The sequence below is a fragment of the Enterococcus sp. AZ140 genome (assembly GCF_051714405.1).
In the GTDB taxonomy this organism is placed as follows: Bacteria; Bacillota; Bacilli; order Lactobacillales; family Enterococcaceae; genus Enterococcus_B; species Enterococcus_B pernyi.
The window spans coordinates 656,228-672,472 of record NZ_JBIORU010000001.1 but is presented as its reverse complement, the minus strand read 5'-3'; the positions used below and the strand labels follow the sequence as shown (position 1 = coordinate 672,472).

At 37.9% G+C, this 16,245-nt stretch carries 15 protein-coding genes; 4 read left to right on the top strand and 11 right to left on the bottom strand.

The genetic code is table 11. The features are described 5' to 3' along the window. The first annotated feature begins 92 nt into the window (after positions 1-92). Positions 93-578 carry a YbaK/EbsC family protein gene (locus tag IGJ39_RS03190; RefSeq protein ID WP_195339057.1) on the top strand — a complete coding sequence of 162 codons (486 nt, stop codon included), beginning with the start codon at positions 93-95 and terminating at the stop codon, positions 576-578. Between the two features lies 1 nt (position 579). Here the strand turns inward: IGJ39_RS03190 and IGJ39_RS03185 are convergent, their stop codons facing one another. The 3 genes from IGJ39_RS03185 to IGJ39_RS03175 all read right to left on the bottom strand — a co-directional run bounded on the left by IGJ39_RS03185 (position 580) and on the right by IGJ39_RS03175 (position 3,656). Then, positions 580-2,655: a DNA topoisomerase III gene (locus IGJ39_RS03185; protein ID WP_438764172.1), complete on the bottom strand. Its 2,076-nt coding sequence runs from the start codon at positions 2,653-2,655 to the stop codon at positions 580-582. Next, positions 2,588-2,965 (bottom strand): DUF1033 family protein, encoded by a 378-nt coding sequence (locus tag IGJ39_RS03180; protein ID WP_066025124.1) that lies wholly within the window; start codon positions 2,963-2,965, stop codon positions 2,588-2,590. Before IGJ39_RS03180 ends, IGJ39_RS03185 begins: the two co-directional genes overlap by 68 nt. Before the next feature lie 124 nt (positions 2,966-3,089). Beyond that, a complete protein-coding gene (locus IGJ39_RS03175; RefSeq protein WP_010736170.1) occupies positions 3,090-3,656 on the bottom strand; it encodes a TetR/AcrR family transcriptional regulator in 567 nt (188 codons plus the stop codon). A 147-nt stretch (positions 3,657-3,803) separates the two neighbouring features. Here IGJ39_RS03175 and IGJ39_RS03170 point away from each other — a divergent pair, with 147 nt between their 5' ends. Further along, positions 3,804-5,066 carry a multidrug efflux MFS transporter gene (locus IGJ39_RS03170; RefSeq protein ID WP_019724370.1) on the top strand — a complete coding sequence of 421 codons (1,263 nt, stop codon included), beginning with the start codon at positions 3,804-3,806 and terminating at the stop codon, positions 5,064-5,066. Positions 5,067-5,117: 51 nt separating this feature from the next. Here the strand turns inward: IGJ39_RS03170 and mnmA are convergent, their stop codons facing one another. The 4 genes from mnmA to IGJ39_RS03150 form a co-directional block, all read right to left on the bottom strand. After that, positions 5,118-6,239, bottom strand: a complete 1,122-nt coding sequence (gene mnmA / locus IGJ39_RS03165; protein WP_019724195.1) for a tRNA 2-thiouridine(34) synthase MnmA — start codon at positions 6,237-6,239, stop codon at positions 5,118-5,120. 199 nt (positions 6,240-6,438) lie between these two features. After that, a complete protein-coding gene (locus IGJ39_RS03160; RefSeq protein WP_019724196.1) occupies positions 6,439-7,062 on the bottom strand; it encodes a hypothetical protein in 624 nt (207 codons plus the stop codon). Positions 7,063-8,008: 946 nt separating this feature from the next. Then, positions 8,009-8,275, bottom strand: coding sequence for a hypothetical protein (locus IGJ39_RS03155; RefSeq protein WP_019724198.1), 267 nt, complete (start codon positions 8,273-8,275; stop codon positions 8,009-8,011). Between the two features lie 337 nt (positions 8,276-8,612). Further along, the gene (locus tag IGJ39_RS03150) at positions 8,613-8,879 is read right to left on the bottom strand and encodes a hypothetical protein (RefSeq protein ID WP_019724199.1); all 267 of its coding nucleotides are present in this window, start codon (positions 8,877-8,879) and stop codon (positions 8,613-8,615) included. A 650-nt stretch (positions 8,880-9,529) separates the two neighbouring features. Between IGJ39_RS03150 and IGJ39_RS03145 the strand changes: the two genes are divergently transcribed. Beyond that, the gene (locus tag IGJ39_RS03145) at positions 9,530-11,452 is read left to right on the top strand and encodes a hypothetical protein (RefSeq protein WP_410300667.1); all 1,923 of its coding nucleotides are present in this window, start codon (positions 9,530-9,532) and stop codon (positions 11,450-11,452) included. Between the two features lie 150 nt (positions 11,453-11,602). Here the strand turns inward: IGJ39_RS03145 and IGJ39_RS03140 are convergent, their stop codons facing one another. Further along, on the bottom strand, positions 11,603-12,199 hold the full coding sequence (locus tag IGJ39_RS03140) for a metallophosphoesterase (RefSeq protein WP_019724421.1): 597 nt from the start codon (positions 12,197-12,199) through the stop codon (positions 11,603-11,605). A 92-nt stretch (positions 12,200-12,291) separates the two neighbouring features. Further along, positions 12,292-13,563, bottom strand: coding sequence for an MFS transporter (locus tag IGJ39_RS03135; protein WP_081277425.1), 1,272 nt, complete (start codon positions 13,561-13,563; stop codon positions 12,292-12,294). Between the two features lie 91 nt (positions 13,564-13,654). Between IGJ39_RS03135 and IGJ39_RS03130 the strand changes: the two genes are divergently transcribed. After that, complete coding sequence (locus tag IGJ39_RS03130; protein ID WP_019723533.1) at positions 13,655-14,434, top strand: hypothetical protein; 780 nt, start codon at positions 13,655-13,657, stop codon at positions 14,432-14,434. 142 nt (positions 14,435-14,576) lie between these two features. Here the strand turns inward: IGJ39_RS03130 and IGJ39_RS03125 are convergent, their stop codons facing one another. Next, positions 14,577-14,924: a DUF1831 domain-containing protein gene (locus tag IGJ39_RS03125; RefSeq protein ID WP_019723534.1), complete on the bottom strand. Its 348-nt coding sequence runs from the start codon at positions 14,922-14,924 to the stop codon at positions 14,577-14,579. A gap of 75 nt (positions 14,925-14,999) precedes the next feature. After that, positions 15,000-16,130, bottom strand: coding sequence for a cysteine desulfurase family protein (locus IGJ39_RS03120; protein WP_019723535.1), 1,131 nt, complete (start codon positions 16,128-16,130; stop codon positions 15,000-15,002). Between the last annotated feature and the right edge of the window lie 115 nt (positions 16,131-16,245).

Sequence of the window (16,245 nt, the reverse complement as noted above, 5' to 3'; positions counted from 1 at the left end):
TTTAACTTAATGAGTAATTTACCTGATTCATTTTTATTTGTCAATCTTTTTTGTGCTAAAATAAATAAAATATGAATGGAGGATTGTTTTTTATGTGTCATGCCACGAAACATGAGGCCTATGAAATGCTTGATCTATTGGCAATCAATTACCAAGAAGTGAATCATCCAGCCATTACTTCTGTCAAAAATCTAACTTTTACTTTACCCGGTCCACAAGTTAAAAATCTTTTGGTCAAATCAAAGAAAGGCAAACAAATTTATTTTGTCGTCTTACCTGATGAAAAACAAGCCGACTTGAAGTTATTGGCAGAACAGTTGAATGAAAAACGATTATCGTTTGTGTCAGAAGACCAAGTCAAACAGTTGTTACATGTTCCGCCAGGTACCGTCAATCCATTTGCCTTAGTCAACGATTTAGAAAACGAGATCCAAGTCGTCATTGACTCCTCGATCGATCGCAAAGATACCGTGGGCTTTCATCCAAACAGCAACACCAGTACCATCATTTTTCCCTTTGCAGATTTTGAACGACTACTCGCTCATGTGGATCATCTGCCAAGGTATGAAGTCTTGTAACTTAACTATCCTTCATCGCAGCTTTTAAGGCTGCTGCTAATGGGCTTTCTTCCGGTTCTTCTGCTTGAGAATATTTCTTCATCAAGCGACGTTCTTCATGTTTTGTCATTTTTTTCTTCTGCTCTTTTTTCCCTAGCATCTTCTCTGTCGTCCCGTCAAATTTACAACGGAAGTAAGCGCCATTTTTGCCTTCAATGATCTCCATTTTACGGTGACATTGTGGGCAACGATGGTTAGAGACTTTCGGATCTTTCCGACGACGATAGCTACAATCTTGATTCGTACACACGTAGATTTTGCCATCTTTTGTGTTCTTCTCACGAAGATTCGAGCCACAATCCGGACATTTCTTTTGGGTAATCGAAAAATCTTGGTATTCTTGCTTACTTGTTTTGATTTCTTGGACAAGTCGCTTCGTTTCTTTTTCGATGGATTGTAAAAAGACGTTGGCTTGTTTTTTTCCAAGCGCGATCGCTTCTAGATCTCTTTCCCAACTTTCAGTCAAATCTGGTGTCACAAGTGATGGATTGACCAGTTCTAACAACTGCTTGCCCTTCGGTGAGACTTGTAAGCCTTGCGGTGTGCGTTCCATCAATTCGGATTTGATCAACTTTTCAATGATCTCCGCACGAGTCGCGGGCGTGCCTAAACTGTGTTTTTCCATTAAGCCTAACAGACTTGCTTCCGTCAAAGGTTTCGGCGGTGCTGACAATTCTTTTTTGATCGTAAAATCAGGTTGGATACGCATGTCTTTTTTCCAGTCAAACGAATCCACATGACTTTCAGCAGAGGTTTTCCAACCAGCTTCCAACACCCGGTTTTGGCGGAAAACAAATTGTTCGTTCCCAAATACGACAGTGATTTTCGTTTGACTGATTTTATGTGGTTCTGCAAATAAGCCTAAGAATCGTGTCACGATCATTTGGTAGATTTTTTGTTCTTCGTTACTTAATTTTTCATAGCGTGGACGATTTTCCGTCGGTAACAAAGCATGGTGATCTGTTACTTTACTATCTTGGAAGACACTCGTTTGACGAACCACTGCCCCATTCTTCAAATAAGTTTTCACTTCTGGTACAAAATCGCTGATGGCTTGAAGTCTTTCTTTCATGGTACTTTTCATATCATTCGTCAAATATTTACTATCTGTTCGTGGATAGGTGACGATCTTGTGCGTTTCGTATAAACTTTGAACAAGTCCTAACGTTTTCTTTGCAGAATAGCCATAACGTTGGTTGGCTTCTCGTTGGATCTCCGTGAGATCATAAGGCAGAGGAGCTTTTTCTGTCTTTGTTTTTTCTTCGATGTTGACTACTGTTCCCTTACTCTGACTAAGGGTTTTAACAAACGCTTGGGCTTCTTCATGGGATTTCAAAGCAAACTGATTTTTTTGGACCATTTTTGCTTGTTCATTGCCGACTGTCAATGAAATCGTAAAATACGTTTGTGGTCGGAACGATTCGATTTTCTTTTCCTGATTACGCACTAAAGCTAAGGTTGGGGTTTGTACCCGACCCGCTGATAAATTGTCTTGATATTTTACTGTCAGTGCACGTGTCACATTCAATCCGACCAACCAATCTGCTTTTGCCCTAGCCAAAGCAGACTCATACAGCGCATCATAGCTTTTAGCTGGTTTCAATTGGCTGAAACCTGTCTTGATTGCTTTGTCCGTTTGAGAGGAGATCCACAAACGTTTCACCGGCTTATTGAAGTGAACGTATTCCAAGATCCAACGTGCAACGAGTTCTCCTTCACGTCCGGCATCTGTGGCGATCACTGCTTCTGAGACATCTTTACGACTAGCCAATTGCTTGATGGCTTTCAATTGATGACCAGTTTTTGGTAAGGGTTTGATCCCTAGTTTTTTAGGGATCATCGGCAAGGTTTCCATCTGCCAGCTTTGCCATTCCTTATTTAGGTCTTCTGGCATCTTTAGACCTAATAAATGACCAAGGGCCCAAGTCACGATCACCTTGGGTCCTTCGTAATAGTTTTTGTGTTTTTGATTAGCACCAAGCACCTTGCTTAGGTCTTTCGCAACGCTTGGCTTTTCCGCTAGAATTAGTTGTTTCATAAAAATCCTTTCTGCTTTCCAAAGTAATCGGTTGATAATCTTTCAGCAAAGCAAGTCCTTTGTATTGCTGCAAATCATCATCGCATTCTTCACACCAGCGCTCATCGCCATCATTCCAAAAAGCGCTAAGAAAATTATTTTTGGCATGGATATACTCATAGTTGTCTTTAATGGCCAGCCATTTTTCTTCATAGTTTTGTTGTGCTTCTTCAAAAGAGGTGAAAGTTTCCTCCATTTGAATATCTTCTTGCCAATCTTCAAAGAACCACCAAGGCTCATTATCACCGAACATTGTAATTACTTGATACATACATGCGCTCCTTTTCTCAGGTCATCTTAAAAACATATTAGTCACTTTCCAAGAAAGTTGCAAGAAATTTTGCTTAAAAGGGGCTTTTTATGAATGTTCAGAAAATTAATTTAAATGATGCCTTTTATTTTATTGGTAAAGTTGCAATAAAGTCGTCGATCATCCAGACATAACTTTCTTCTGGAGAAACATTCGGTTCATTGGTAAAGTACCCTAAAAAACGTAACGAAAGATACCCATGGATCATACTTCGCAGTTCTCGACTTCGATGGACCTTTTCTTCTTTCGACAAAGAAAAAGCGTCAAATATTTGTAAAATGATTTGGTTCGTTTCGTGTATTCCCTCTAATAGAATTTCTTCATTTGTATGCGGTACACTGATCAGCAGTTCATAGACTGCCTGATTTTGAAACGCAAATGACTGATAGGTTTGCGCGTACGCTTGGATCGCTTCTCCCTTACTTTTCCCCACTAACACTCGACGTAATTGATCATTCAACTCCGTTAAAAGTTTCGCAGTCAACGCCGTTTTCACTTCTCGAATATTCTTAAAGTGGTTATAAAGCGACGGTGATTTGATATTCAATGCCTTAGCTAAATGTTGGAAAGTGATTTGCTGTACAGCCATCTCTTCTGCCAATTCTCGAAAGCAGTCAATGATTTTCTCTTGTGACAGCGTTCGTTTTTTCATTTGATTTCCCCTCTTATGGAATAAACTCAATCCCTTTAAGTTTACCATGAAAGACGAAGAGAAAAAAGACTTGTTGTTGATAAACTACACATTGTAGTTTATAATAAATAATTGTAGATGAAAATTTTCAGAAAGAAGGCTTTAATTGTGGTGTCAAGAGTAAAAGAGGCAGTATTCAGAAAAAGAGAAACATGGGAGAAAAACCTAGTTGTTTTGTGGTTTGGTACATTTATGGCAGGGATTGGGTTTAGTCTAGTGATGCCTTTTATGTCGCTTTACATAGATACGTTAGGAAGTTACAGTACGTCACAATTGAACTTTTGGAGTGGCTTGACCTTCTCCTCTACATTCCTTGTTACTACCTTGATTTCTCCATGGTGGGGACGACTTGCCGATCAAAAAGGCCGAAAGTTGATGTTGTTGCGCGCTTCTCTAGGGATGGCGGTAGTGATTTCCTTGATGGGTCTAGTAACCAGCGTGTATCAATTAGTCGCATTACGTCTGTTACAGGGAATTTTTTCCGGCTATATCAGTAACGCTACAGCTTTAGTCGCCACTGGTACCCCAAGAGAAAAAAGTGGACAAGTACTTGGCACTTTGGCGACCGGCTCTGTGACCGGAACATTACTTGGTCCTTTACTCGGCGGACTTTCTGCTTCTGCTTTTGGGTATCGCCCTACCTTCTTTATTACTGGGACGATTTTGTTCTTCGTTTTCTTACTTAGCTTATTTTTTGTCCATGAACAATTTGTGCCAGTAGAAAAAAGCGAGTTGGTTTCTGCTAAACAAATTTTCCGTGACCTGAAATACCCACATGTCGTCATCGGCATGTTTATTACCACAATGATCATTCAAGCATCAAATAATTCGATCAGTCCGATCATTAGTTTATATATCCGGCAATTATTACATGGACATGGCAACGTCACGTTGGTCAGCGGGATCATTGCTTCTATTCCTGGGATTGCCACCCTGATAGCCGCTCCTCGTTTCGGCCGCTTAGGTGATAGGATCGGGAGTGAACGAATCTTAGCCATCGGATTAGGCTTTGCCTTGATCGTCTACATCCCAATGGCTTTTGTAACGAATGTATGGCAACTTGCAGGACTACGATTTTTGATCGGGATCTCAGACGCTTGCCTCCTTCCTGCGGTCCAAGCATTGATCACTAAATACTCACCTGCACAAGCTGCCGGAAGAATCTTTAGTTACAACCAATCCTTCCAAGCCACTGGAAATGTCGTTGGCCCATTGATCGGCTCAAGCGTTTCAAGTATCTTTGGTTATCGTGGTGTCTTTTTATCCACCTCCTTACTTGTACTTGCAAACTTTGTGCTGGTTCGCCATAATACGAAGGAGATCCATAAGCAGGAAGAAACAAGTAATGGTCATGCTTTCGTCAATAAATAGCAAAAAAGCCACAGGATTCGTAAAAAAATCCTGTGGCTTTTTTAGATTATCTTAGACGTATTGCAAAACTTTCGTTTCTTGATACGCATGATCGATCAATCCGCCACCTAGACATTCCATTCCGTCATAAAAAACAACGGCTTGTCCTGGTGTGATTGCGCGCACGGGTTCGTCGAAGATCACTTCTGCCCGATTATTTTCTAATAAGCGCACGGTTACCGGCACATCTTGTTGGCGGTAACGGAATTTCGCTGTACATTTGAATTCTTTTGGCATAGGTTCATTCGTTGTAAAATGGATTTCGCTTGCATCCAAACTTGTTGCATACAATGCAGGATGATGGAAGCCTTGTCCAACATATAACGTATTCGTCGCAAGATCTTTACCCACCACGAACCAAGGTTCTTGTGAATCACCACCGCCGCCAATGCCTAAGCCTTGGCGTTGTCCAATCGTGTAGTACATCAAACCAGCATGTTCGCCTTTGACTTCACCATCAAGGGTCACCATATTGCCTTTTTTAGCTGGTAAATAGTTACTTAAAAATTGTTTGAAGTTCTTTTCGCCGATAAAACAGATACCAGTTGAGTCTTTTTTCTTCGCCGTTGCTAGGCCGGCACGTTCTGCGATCGCACGTACTTCTGATTTTTCCATGCCACCTAACGGAAACATCGTTTTTGCTAATTGTTCTTGTGACAATTGGCTAAGGAAATACGTTTGGTCTTTGTTGTTATCGACCCCACGCAACATGTGTGACACGCCATTTTCATCACGTGTGACTTGCGCATAATGGCCAGTAGCGACATATTCCGCTCCTAAGTCCAGTGCATAGTCTAAGAATGCTTTAAATTTGATTTCCTTATTACACATTACATCTGGGTTTGGGGTACGTCCCGCACGATATTCTGCTAAGAAATATTCAAACACACGGTCCCAATATTCCTTTTCAAAATTGACCGAGTAATAAGGAATCCCGATTTGGGCAGCGACTTTCGCTACATCCTTATAATCTTCTGTCGCCGTACAGACGCCATTTTCATCGGTATCATCCCAGTTTTTCATAAAGATCCCGATTACGTCATAGCCTTGTTCCTTTAACAAAAGTGCTGTTACAGATGAGTCAACACCGCCACTCATCCCAACGACAACGCGTGTTTTGCTGTTGTCTGTCATGGTATCACCATCATTTCAATTAGATTCTGAAACATCTACGAGTTGAAGGTCGCAACTTTTCAGTATTTTACATTATACGTCATCTTTCTGAAAATTTCACCCCTAAATAATCAATTTAAAAAAGCGACGTTTTTTAGTTGGCCTATTATGTACTTTTCAGATACCAAAACTTTGCTATGAGAGGCGTTTTATTCGTGATTCAGTTTCTTACTACATTCACCAAAAACAAAAGTAGTAGCACAACATTGAAATATGTAGAAAACAAATAGTTGATAAACAATAAGTAAAATTTTCGCCGGCTAGTTTCAAGCTTTGTTGCGGCGTATAATCCAATCAAGCCAGAGATCACCATCAACAACAGTAAAGGAATCAAATAATAACTTTCGAAGGAATGACTTTGAAAAATAATCAAATAATGCGCATAAATAAATGCGAGTGTAGAAATAGACATCGGGATGATCAAGCCCATGATAAAGAATGCTTTCTTCTTCTCTAACTCGTGAAGTGCCCCTACAATCAATACGTACGCAATAGGAAACAATAAATACTCCACCTTACCAAAACTGGCAAAACCTAATAAAGTCCCTAGTACAATACCATACATCAAAACAAGATGAATCCCAATGAGCACTCTTTTTAAGAATGCTGAGGGGATTCTAGTTGAGTAAAACAAACTGATTCCACTGATGATCCACCAAGAATATTGGACTGTTGCAAATAACCAATAAAATTTGAAAATAAAAACTAAACTTCCTAATAGAAAACAAAGCGCCAATAGATAGAACGAAATATATTTATTCGGCATACTTTTTTTTACAAACATTCCACTCACTCCTTTTAAAAAATACTTATCTAGTAGAAAACCACCAGCCAAAGATACAGAACCAGTTAACCAAAATGATCAATACTTTTACCCAACCGAATGTTATTCCTGTCGAAAAAAATAAACTAATCCCACTCAAGAACCAGCAAATCGTGGAAATCATCAATTTAATCTCGCCAGGATATGGTGAATAAGGTAAAAAATAAAAACTCGCAAAAATACTGACAAGCACATAAATAGTAGGCAAAAAAACTTAAATCTTTTAGGTTCAATCGAAATCATCCATCTCACTCCTTTTTTCAACAATTAACGATCATAGCTTACTAGAAATAAACTCAATCAGACGCATCAAACTCATAGCGGTCGCAAATCCATAATTTACGACTAAGAGAAATCCTTTCTGATATTTACTCATCGTAAGACAGTTCGTAAAATAAATCCCCATAAGTCCAGGAATTACCATGTACAGGATAAATGCAAAACTTGAAAGTGGATCTTCTCGATATAGAAAGCTCCCTATCATAAATAAGATAGACAACAGCATCGACAGACCTAATCCTATTTTATGGAATTTCATGGTGATCTCCTATTCATCTTTTATTTATTGTGGCGTTATGGTGCTTTTTTCTATGTACAGTTACTGTTCATTTCACCAGTAAATAGAGTCTTAACTAAAGGAAAACAGCCAACCATAGATACAACTAAAGTTCAAAAAAATGACTAAGTTTTTTAAGGCTTTACTTTCAATGAACCTTGAAAAAAATAAACTTATACTGCTAAGTAGCCAACAAATCGATGTCAATATTACTCGCCATTCAATACTATAGCGACCTCCTTGAACCATACTGAACGTAATCACACTGATCGATAAGAGTAAAATAATCAATGAACAATATCTTTTGTATGTACTTTTCATTTCAATCTCCCTTTCAAGTAATATTTAACTCTATTTTTTGTTCAAAGTTAAAACAATTAATTGAATGAATTGTCCAATAATAATAAATGTAGCAAAAAAATAATTCAGAGAAACAATCATCCATTTGTATCGTCCAAGATTGGCTTTCATCGAATAATAAAACCCAGCTAATCCAGGAAATGTCATAATGAAAAATAATAAGACACTCTGAGGACTATCTCCATAAACGATTCCTCCAACAAAACAACAAATCGAAAAAAACATCGCTATAGATAATCTGAATTGGTTATTCGTCATCTTATTCTCCTTTTAAATTTATGAATATCTGTAGTTTCAAAAATCATATATAAACCACCAACCATAAATACAGAAAATGTTGATGCTAATGACAATACGCTTCAGAAATTTATTACTGATCGCCCGACAAAAAAATAAACTAAATCCGCTTAGTATCCAACAACCGTAGACAATAATCCTTTGATATACAAGTGGATATAGTCTATAGGATAAAAAATAATGTCTAGCAAGTAGACATGAAAGTATCAATAATACAAACGACAAAATCCAATATTTTTTATTTTGAATCATTTTTTTCTCCTTCTTTCAATATCTTTCTTGATACGCCTGTTCCTTTTTATTTATAAAAAAATTGTAAGAAAACATAGACCAAATCCCATATGGTGAGCGTAGTCGCAAATAAATAATTCACGACTAACAGAGACCATTTCAAGTACCTTCTCATAGTGATTTTTGTGGTAAAATGGATTCCCGCAAGTCCTGGGATAATGATCACAAACACCAAGATGAAGCCGATATATCCTCCGTAATCTATGATTGCTCCCAATAAACATAAAATCGATAAAATCATAGAAACAATTAACCTGATTTTATAACCGTTCATCTAATCTTCCTTTCTTTTCACACCTTTTAGATAGTACCATTCATTGATTCAACTGATTTTTATTCGTTAATCTCTTGTAACCTATAGAACCTTCGTTAAAAACTGTATTAAATATCTGATATGAAGATGCGTTGCGAATAAATAATTTACGATAAACAAAAAGATTTCAGATACCTATCCATAGTGATTTTAGTTGTAAAATAGATCCCAAAAAATCCTGGAATAATTGTTAAAAAACTAACAACAATCCCATTAGTCCACGTCCATCAATCAGCGAACCAATAATACACAGAATAGATAAGGACATTGACATACACAAGCCGATTTTGTACCCATTCATAAGCTACTCCTTTCTTCGCTTCATTTAAAATAATCGAAGCTATTTTTGGATTAATAAAAAATTATACACCTAACAATCAAAAACCAATAAATAGTTATTTAAAATAAAAGTTAAAATAACTTTAAAATAAATCGATTAACTTGCAGATAAATAATAAAAAAATCCTTCACACAAACTTTTAATGATAAACATAATTAGATAAAAGTTTTTCCACAAATCCATATAAAAAAACATATAAAATTAAAAAAATAGGTGTTTTTATAAATGTTTGTATGTTATTATTTTATCATAAAATTAAGGAGGAAATATCATGAAGCTCAAACTTTTTTTCACAACTTTTTTATTAATCGTTTCACTTCAATTCTCAAATATGCAGGTACATGCCGAAGCGGACTCTTATCAGTCTTTAGAGGATTATTATGAATTTTTCAAAAATGAATACGCTTCCTTCGAGCAGACATTTGAGGAATTTTCAGCTGGTTACTACAACCAGACACCTTATTTAGATGAGGATCACTTAAAAGAATATGCACATTCCGTCAATGACACGTATTTAACCGAGGAAGCAGAACGGTTAGCGAAAATCCCGCCACTATGGTCCTTCAATATTGGAAATTCTCTAGATAATATTACTTTTGAAAAGAAGCCGGAATATGGTACTTATGACTTATTGAATACGGTCCAGCCTGGAGATCTCATTTTTGAGGTAAATCGAGCGGATATTTTAGATCTCGGAGTGATTGTGCTTCATCATATAATGATTGTCGATGATATTGTTGAAGAAACTCATATAATCAATGGAAAAGAAGAAACCTTTACCTATATTCGAACAATTGAAGCAACAAAAGGAAACTTTGGTGCCAAAAGTGATGGCGTTGTCTACGGTGTATTAGATGACGAGCGTTTTGATTATACCAATGCCTCCATCCTAAGAGTTCCTGAGGCAACAGTGTTACAAAAACAAGCTGCTATTTTATTTATGAAAAGTCAATTAGGAAAAAGTTATTCTTTATCATTGTCGCTCGGACATCGGGATCGTACTTTTAGCAGACAAAGTTGGTACTGTTCCATGCTCGTATGGGCTGCTTACATGAACGCTACACCTGATGGCAACATTGATGACCTGACGCCTGGAGATGACCCAAATTTCCAAGGGATTGATCTTGAGTCTAAAGATGATCCGATCGAGGCGCCATCGATTACACCTAACGATATCTGGCGCTCCGATAAACTGGAAAAAATTAGTCCTTCGTTTCCTGAATACAATGATTATACAAAGAATATCACTTGGGCGGGGGGAGGTTCCCCCATGGAAGGTGAAGACTTTATTTTCAGTAGAAACTCTAACCTCTATTACCTTGAAAACGACTATCATTTCTTAGCAATCGACCAAAACAACCAACGCCCCTACACCAACAAATCTCTTACACTCGGTAGAAACGCCAGTGGAAATGTCGTAGCACAATTAGATTTGTTCACCAATTTTGCTTTGACTGATGAAGCGAAGCAAAAATATGCAGATAAAAATATCCCTGTTGTACCTAATGGTATTGAACTTGCGGATATCCCAAATTACGTGATGAATTGGATCAATCGCTATACTCAGTGTAGCTTTGATATTGTTTACTCAAAAGATATCACGACGGATAGTAATCACCTACGCTATAATCCGACTTATTCAAAAATCGATCAAAAAGCACATCCTTCATATGGCTATTTAGTTAGTCAAGTAGTACATACTCCTCCAGCATTTACTCAAAGAAAATTTGATTACACGGAGAATTTAAGTGTCTATGAAAATTATGATCTAGCCTATCCGAATCCATTGAATTATGATGTATCCTACACGAAGAACCGTCCGACTTGGTATTATTTCTTTAATAATTTCCATGCATTGATCAAGCTAGAAAATGGCACCTATCGCTCCGCTACTTATCTACGATTCCATGGCTCTTTCACTACACCTGCTTCTCAGAGAAACGGGTATGGACTGAACCATGACTTTACCATGATTGATGAAGCCAAAACGATTTACCAAAATTATTACTATCATATCGGCGTCAACCAATCTGTGGATTACGCGATCGACTGGTTGAATCAATATACAAAAGAAGAGGTTCTTATCGTCTACTCAACAAATATCACGAATGATCTTAAACGTTTGAATGATGGGACTGCTTCCGTGGGTAAAGGGCTGAATGATCAAGGAAAATGGGTGAACTGTATTATATAGAAAAAGTAACTTTTCTTTAGCTAACTCATCTACCGACAATAAAAAGCATTCAAGTACTCCCCTTACGAGTAGTATTTGAATGCTTTTTCAACTATCTATCGACTGACCGCTTTTACTACGATCTCGTACTTGCGGTTACATTTTCTTCAACTATTCCAGTTCTTCTTGTTTTTTCTGATAGATTTCTTCAATATTATTTTCAGATAAAGGAGTGCCAAAAGGTAATGATTTTGCCATCAGTTCTCGCTCTGGTGCGTCTACTCCTACATTGACGTCGTTGCCGATGGGTACGCTGTAGTGATGGATATGCCCATGAAGATTGCGTATTTTATCATTGCCTCCGAGCAACAATGGATAATGGGTCAGATAGTATTGCTGATGATTGAATTTTATGATGACACCTACATTATAAAAGTGAAACTTTTGCTTTCCTTCATTTTTCCACGGATCATGTTGTTCCAAATAGTTGAAAAAGGCCCGACTGTCATGATTCCCTTTGATAAAGTGGATTGTGCCATTCAGTTCTTTGACTAAGGAAAGAATTTCTGCGCTACCTTTTTCATACTTAGGGTGCATCGCGAGGTCTCCTAGATGATAAACATGGTCGGATTCCTTTACGACTGCATTCCAACTAGTGATTAATTGATGGTGCATATGGGCAATATTTTTAAATGGTCTCGGCGAAAAATCACTATTACCGAGCAACCGTTCATGGAAAAAATGCATATCGCTGATAAAATAATTCATCTAAGCTCACTCTCCTTTATAAATATCGTATGTGAAAACAAAAAAATAGGCAATCAATGCCTATCTTTAAAAAAGAAATTTATTGCTTTGTCTTAGCTATGTTTACTTTGTAATTCTAAATCGTAGTTTCTGGCTGAAGGAACCAGGTAAAGTGCAATTGCGCAAAGTAATGTACCGACACCAGCAATCACAAACAATTTCTCCACGCCAAGAGCATCTGCTAGTGGTCCAGCAAAGATCAAACCGATTGGACCAGGCAGAGACATCAGTGAATTGAACACACCCAACACTCTTCCTAAAATGCTTGGCTCAAAACTTTGTTGGATCATCGCCATGACTAATGTATTGTAGTAAGGCGTAGCCAAACCGGCAAGGGCATTCAACAGAACAAAATAAATAAATCCTTGTGAGGTTGCTGGCAATAAACCACTCGCTGTGACGGATACCCCTAAAACGATATAGGAGATGATCACTAGCTGCATTCGATTCTTAAAATGACCAGAAAAACCAATGACTGCGCCTCCGACTAACATCCCAACGGCGTAAATGACTTCGATCAATCCCGCTTGCCCAACTGTGCCATTAAAATAACCCATGGTCATCAGTGGATATAAGCTTGCGGCAGGCATGAACAACAGCATGAAAACTGCCCCATTGAGCATGATATGCCACAACCCTCGCTTCTCATATAGTTTCTTTACTCCAAATTTAGTATCAGCTAACAAATGAACCGCTTCTCCTTGGATGTCCATCTTGGGAATTACCACAAGAATCAACAATCCTACACCAAGAATGGCACCTAATACATCCAAAAGAATCAAAGCATTCATCGGTACCGCAGCAAATAAAAAAGCACCTAATCCAGGAGCAACGATATAATTCGCTGATTGCACCATACCCAACCGCCCATTGATCCTTGTTAATTCTTCTTCTGGAACCATTGTTGGTAAAATTGATTGGATCGTCGGCATTTGGAATGTCTGTGCGACCGAACGAATAAATAAAGAGACAAACACTAACCAGAGCGGAAAGGTCGACATCACTGTTCCTACAATGGATAAAATAAGTGCAAAGATCGCAACAATGATATCCGTATAAATCAATAATTTTTTCTTATCCCAGCGATCGATCAGTGGCCCAACAAATGGACTTAATAGAACCATCGGCAGCATTCCTAATAATGTGGCAAAACTTAAAATAGTCGCAGAACCTGTTTCTTGCGTCAAATACCAAATAATAGCATATTGAACGACCATACTTGTGATTCCTGATAAAAATTGTCCCATCAAAAATAAATTAATATTCTTTTTCCAGTATTTCTGCATAACGCCTCCTAATTTTGTATTCTTTCTGTATTTTACCATTCATTTGTCTTATATTTTTTTATAATTATGATTATTTTATTATTGCTTGAAAAACATGGTACACTGTAGAAAAAAACGGGAGGATACACCTATGACCAAGGTTAGCTTTCACACAACGATCACTGCTTCTGAAACACAGATCCAATTAGAGGAAGAACAAATCCAACTCTCTATTTGTTCAAAGCCAGTAAAAGAAATAGAAAATTCTTTTTATCTTTATTACTTAGACAAAAAGTGTCTGGCATTTGGTACAAAGATCCGCCCAAAATCCTTTGACCAAGTCATCACTATCCATTTACCATGGGATCTTGAAGCAGATTATTTTATGTATCTAATGAATAATCAAGCCGCCGAAGCTGGTCTAACATTAGAAAAAGACAAAGATTTCAAAGAAAAAATCCCAGTTGAAGCAACCAAAAAATTAGCCCCAACGATCGAAAAGGTAACGACTGTGTTGACGACTTTCGGCTATGGCTTCGCTCCGCTTCCTGAGACGAAAAAGAAACCTGCCAAAGCGCGTCATCGGTGGACGAAACAAATCAGCGAGATTCCTTTTACTGTGGAATTTCGTGGTAGCAAGGCAACACTTTACTGGATCAGTCGCAATGAGATGTTGATCAAAGCTGGCGCTACGTTATTACTTGATGCCCCTTTGAATAAAGATGGTTCGGTTAGTTATGCCGCGAAATATGGAGATAAGATGCGGGCTGACTACCAAGAGCAGATCAAAGATGGGAAAGTTGTGGAGGATATCATCGTCAAAAGTGTGAATGAAGCTAGCCTATTACTGTATTATGGCGGAACAAATAGTTGGCTAGAACTAAAAGATGCCCAAGGAAAAACATTAGATGAATGGTCAAAAGTTGAATGATCATTGACCGATAAATAAAAAAGTACCCAAGCGCTAGGAAGGACAGTCACGCATGCTCACCGTCACATGAAGACGATACATGCACTTATTTTCCTAGTGTTTGGGTACTTTTTTGTTTTTCTTTATTGTGTCACATGAGTACTTAGCTTTCTACTTTTTCAAATAGTCCACGACTGATCATGCTATCCATCAAGAAATAAAACTTATCTTGACTCATTTTTTGCTTTGGATCTTTAAAAATATCGACTGCACGCAAGCCATTGGCTGTCGTGATCGACATCTTCATTGTCTTGATGTCTTTTGCAACCGTGATTTTTAATTTAAAACCTTCTTTGCTTTGTGGTGTTGCATCAAGCGGACGAATCAATTGATAGTTCCCGCCATTTGTTTCTGTAAAGCCATTGTCGCGTAATGTGTATCTTTTTGCATCTGGATGTAAACGGTAGCTAACTGGAGAACCGAGTACGGACGCTGTTTGTTCAAATGCCATCTTTTTCACCTCAGTAAGTTTAGTTTCCTCTTTATTATAAAAGTTTCTAACTCGTTTTACTAGGTTTTTTAGCGCTTAGATTGCTTTGACTAAACCATCAGCAAATCGTTGGACTTCTTCTTCTGTATTCCCATAGCCAAAACTGATGCGGATGGATTCTTTCAAGAATGGTGTTCCTTTTCCATACATGGCTTCTAGTACATGAGAAGGTTCGATATTTCCAGCAGTACATGCCGAACCGATCGAGATCGCAAAGCCTTGTAGATCCAATTTCATCAACAATAGATCGTTGACGATCCCTGGAATACGTAAATTCAGTACATGAGGTAATTTATTCGTCAAATCCCCATTGATTGCATATTCAATCTCATTTTCTGTCAATTTATCTAGAATCAGTTGTTGGAAGCCCAAGTATTTTTTATTACGTGCTTCTCTTTCTTCCAGCGTTAATATTTCTACCGCTTTCGCTAATCCACAGATCCCCGCTAAGTTTTCTGTACCGGCACGGCGTTTTTCTTCTTGTTCTCCCCCTAAAAGCAAAGGTGGGATATTTACGCCATCTCTTTTATATAAAAAACCGATTCCTTTCGGTCCATTGATCTTATGACCAGATATGCTCAAAAGATCGACCCCTAATTCTTGAGGATGAATGGTTTGATTGCCATAAGCTTGAACAGCATCCGTATGGAAATAGGCTGGATGTTCTCGTAAAATTTCACCGATTTCTTTGATTGGTAATAAATTACCGATTTCATTATTTCCGTACATGATCGATACTAGAATCGTGTCTTCTCTTAAAGCCGAACGGAAATCAGCGATCGAGATATTTCCTTTTTGGTCAACTGGTAGATATGTAACCTCAAAACCCTTTTTTTCAAGATACTTCATCGTATTTAAGACTGCTGGATGTTCAATTACTGTAGTGATTAGATGTTTCCCTTCATTTTGACGTGAGAATGCTGTTTCAAGAATCGCAGTATTATCACCTTCCGTTCCGCCACTGTTAAAAATAATCTCATGCGGGCGGGCGTGCAAACTATCTGCCACGATTTGTCTAGCATTTTCTAATTTTTCATGAGCCATCCGACCAAATCCATGAATGCTCGAAGGATTGCCAAATGTCCCTTCCATGATATCCATCATTTCTTTGATTACCAACGGATGCATCGGCGTCGTCGCTGCATGATCTAAATAAATATTGCCCAATGTATTCATCCCTTTCAAATAGAACTAGGCACATTCTAGCATAGAAATAGCCAGTTACCAAAAATAAACTTAGGCAAAAAGAGGATTTTTTAGTAGATATGTCCAAGTTCCTAGC

Excerpts from the sequence above, each read along its gene's own strand:
- IGJ39_RS03135 (WP_081277425.1), bottom strand. The coding sequence starts at position 13,563 with ATGGTAAAATACAGAAAGAATACAAAATTAGGAGGCGTTATGCAGAAA.
- IGJ39_RS03125 (WP_019723534.1), bottom strand. The coding sequence starts at position 14,924 with ATGGCATTTGAACAAACAGCGTCCGTACTCGGTTCTCCAGTTAGCTAC.
- IGJ39_RS03130 (WP_019723533.1), top strand. The coding sequence starts at position 13,655 with ATGACCAAGGTTAGCTTTCACACAACGATCACTGCTTCTGAAACACAG.
- mnmA (WP_019724195.1), bottom strand. The coding sequence starts at position 6,239 with ATGACAGACAACAGCAAAACACGCGTTGTCGTTGGGATGAGTGGCGGT.
- IGJ39_RS03140 (WP_019724421.1), bottom strand. The coding sequence starts at position 12,199 with ATGAATTATTTTATCAGCGATATGCATTTTTTCCATGAACGGTTGCTC.
- IGJ39_RS03155 (WP_019724198.1), bottom strand. The coding sequence starts at position 8,275 with ATGACGAATAACCAATTCAGATTATCTATAGCGATGTTTTTTTCGATT.
- IGJ39_RS03185 (WP_438764172.1), bottom strand. The coding sequence starts at position 2,655 with ATGAAACAACTAATTCTAGCGGAAAAGCCAAGCGTTGCGAAAGACCTA.
- IGJ39_RS03160 (WP_019724196.1), bottom strand. The coding sequence starts at position 7,062 with ATGTTTGTAAAAAAAAGTATGCCGAATAAATATATTTCGTTCTATCTA.
- IGJ39_RS03150 (WP_019724199.1), bottom strand. The coding sequence starts at position 8,879 with ATGAACGGTTATAAAATCAGGTTAATTGTTTCTATGATTTTATCGATT.
- IGJ39_RS03145 (WP_410300667.1), top strand. The coding sequence starts at position 9,530 with ATGAAGCTCAAACTTTTTTTCACAACTTTTTTATTAATCGTTTCACTT.
- IGJ39_RS03190 (WP_195339057.1), top strand. The coding sequence starts at position 93 with ATGTGTCATGCCACGAAACATGAGGCCTATGAAATGCTTGATCTATTG.
- IGJ39_RS03180 (WP_066025124.1), bottom strand. The coding sequence starts at position 2,965 with ATGTATCAAGTAATTACAATGTTCGGTGATAATGAGCCTTGGTGGTTC.
- IGJ39_RS03175 (WP_010736170.1), bottom strand. The coding sequence starts at position 3,656 with ATGAAAAAACGAACGCTGTCACAAGAGAAAATCATTGACTGCTTTCGA.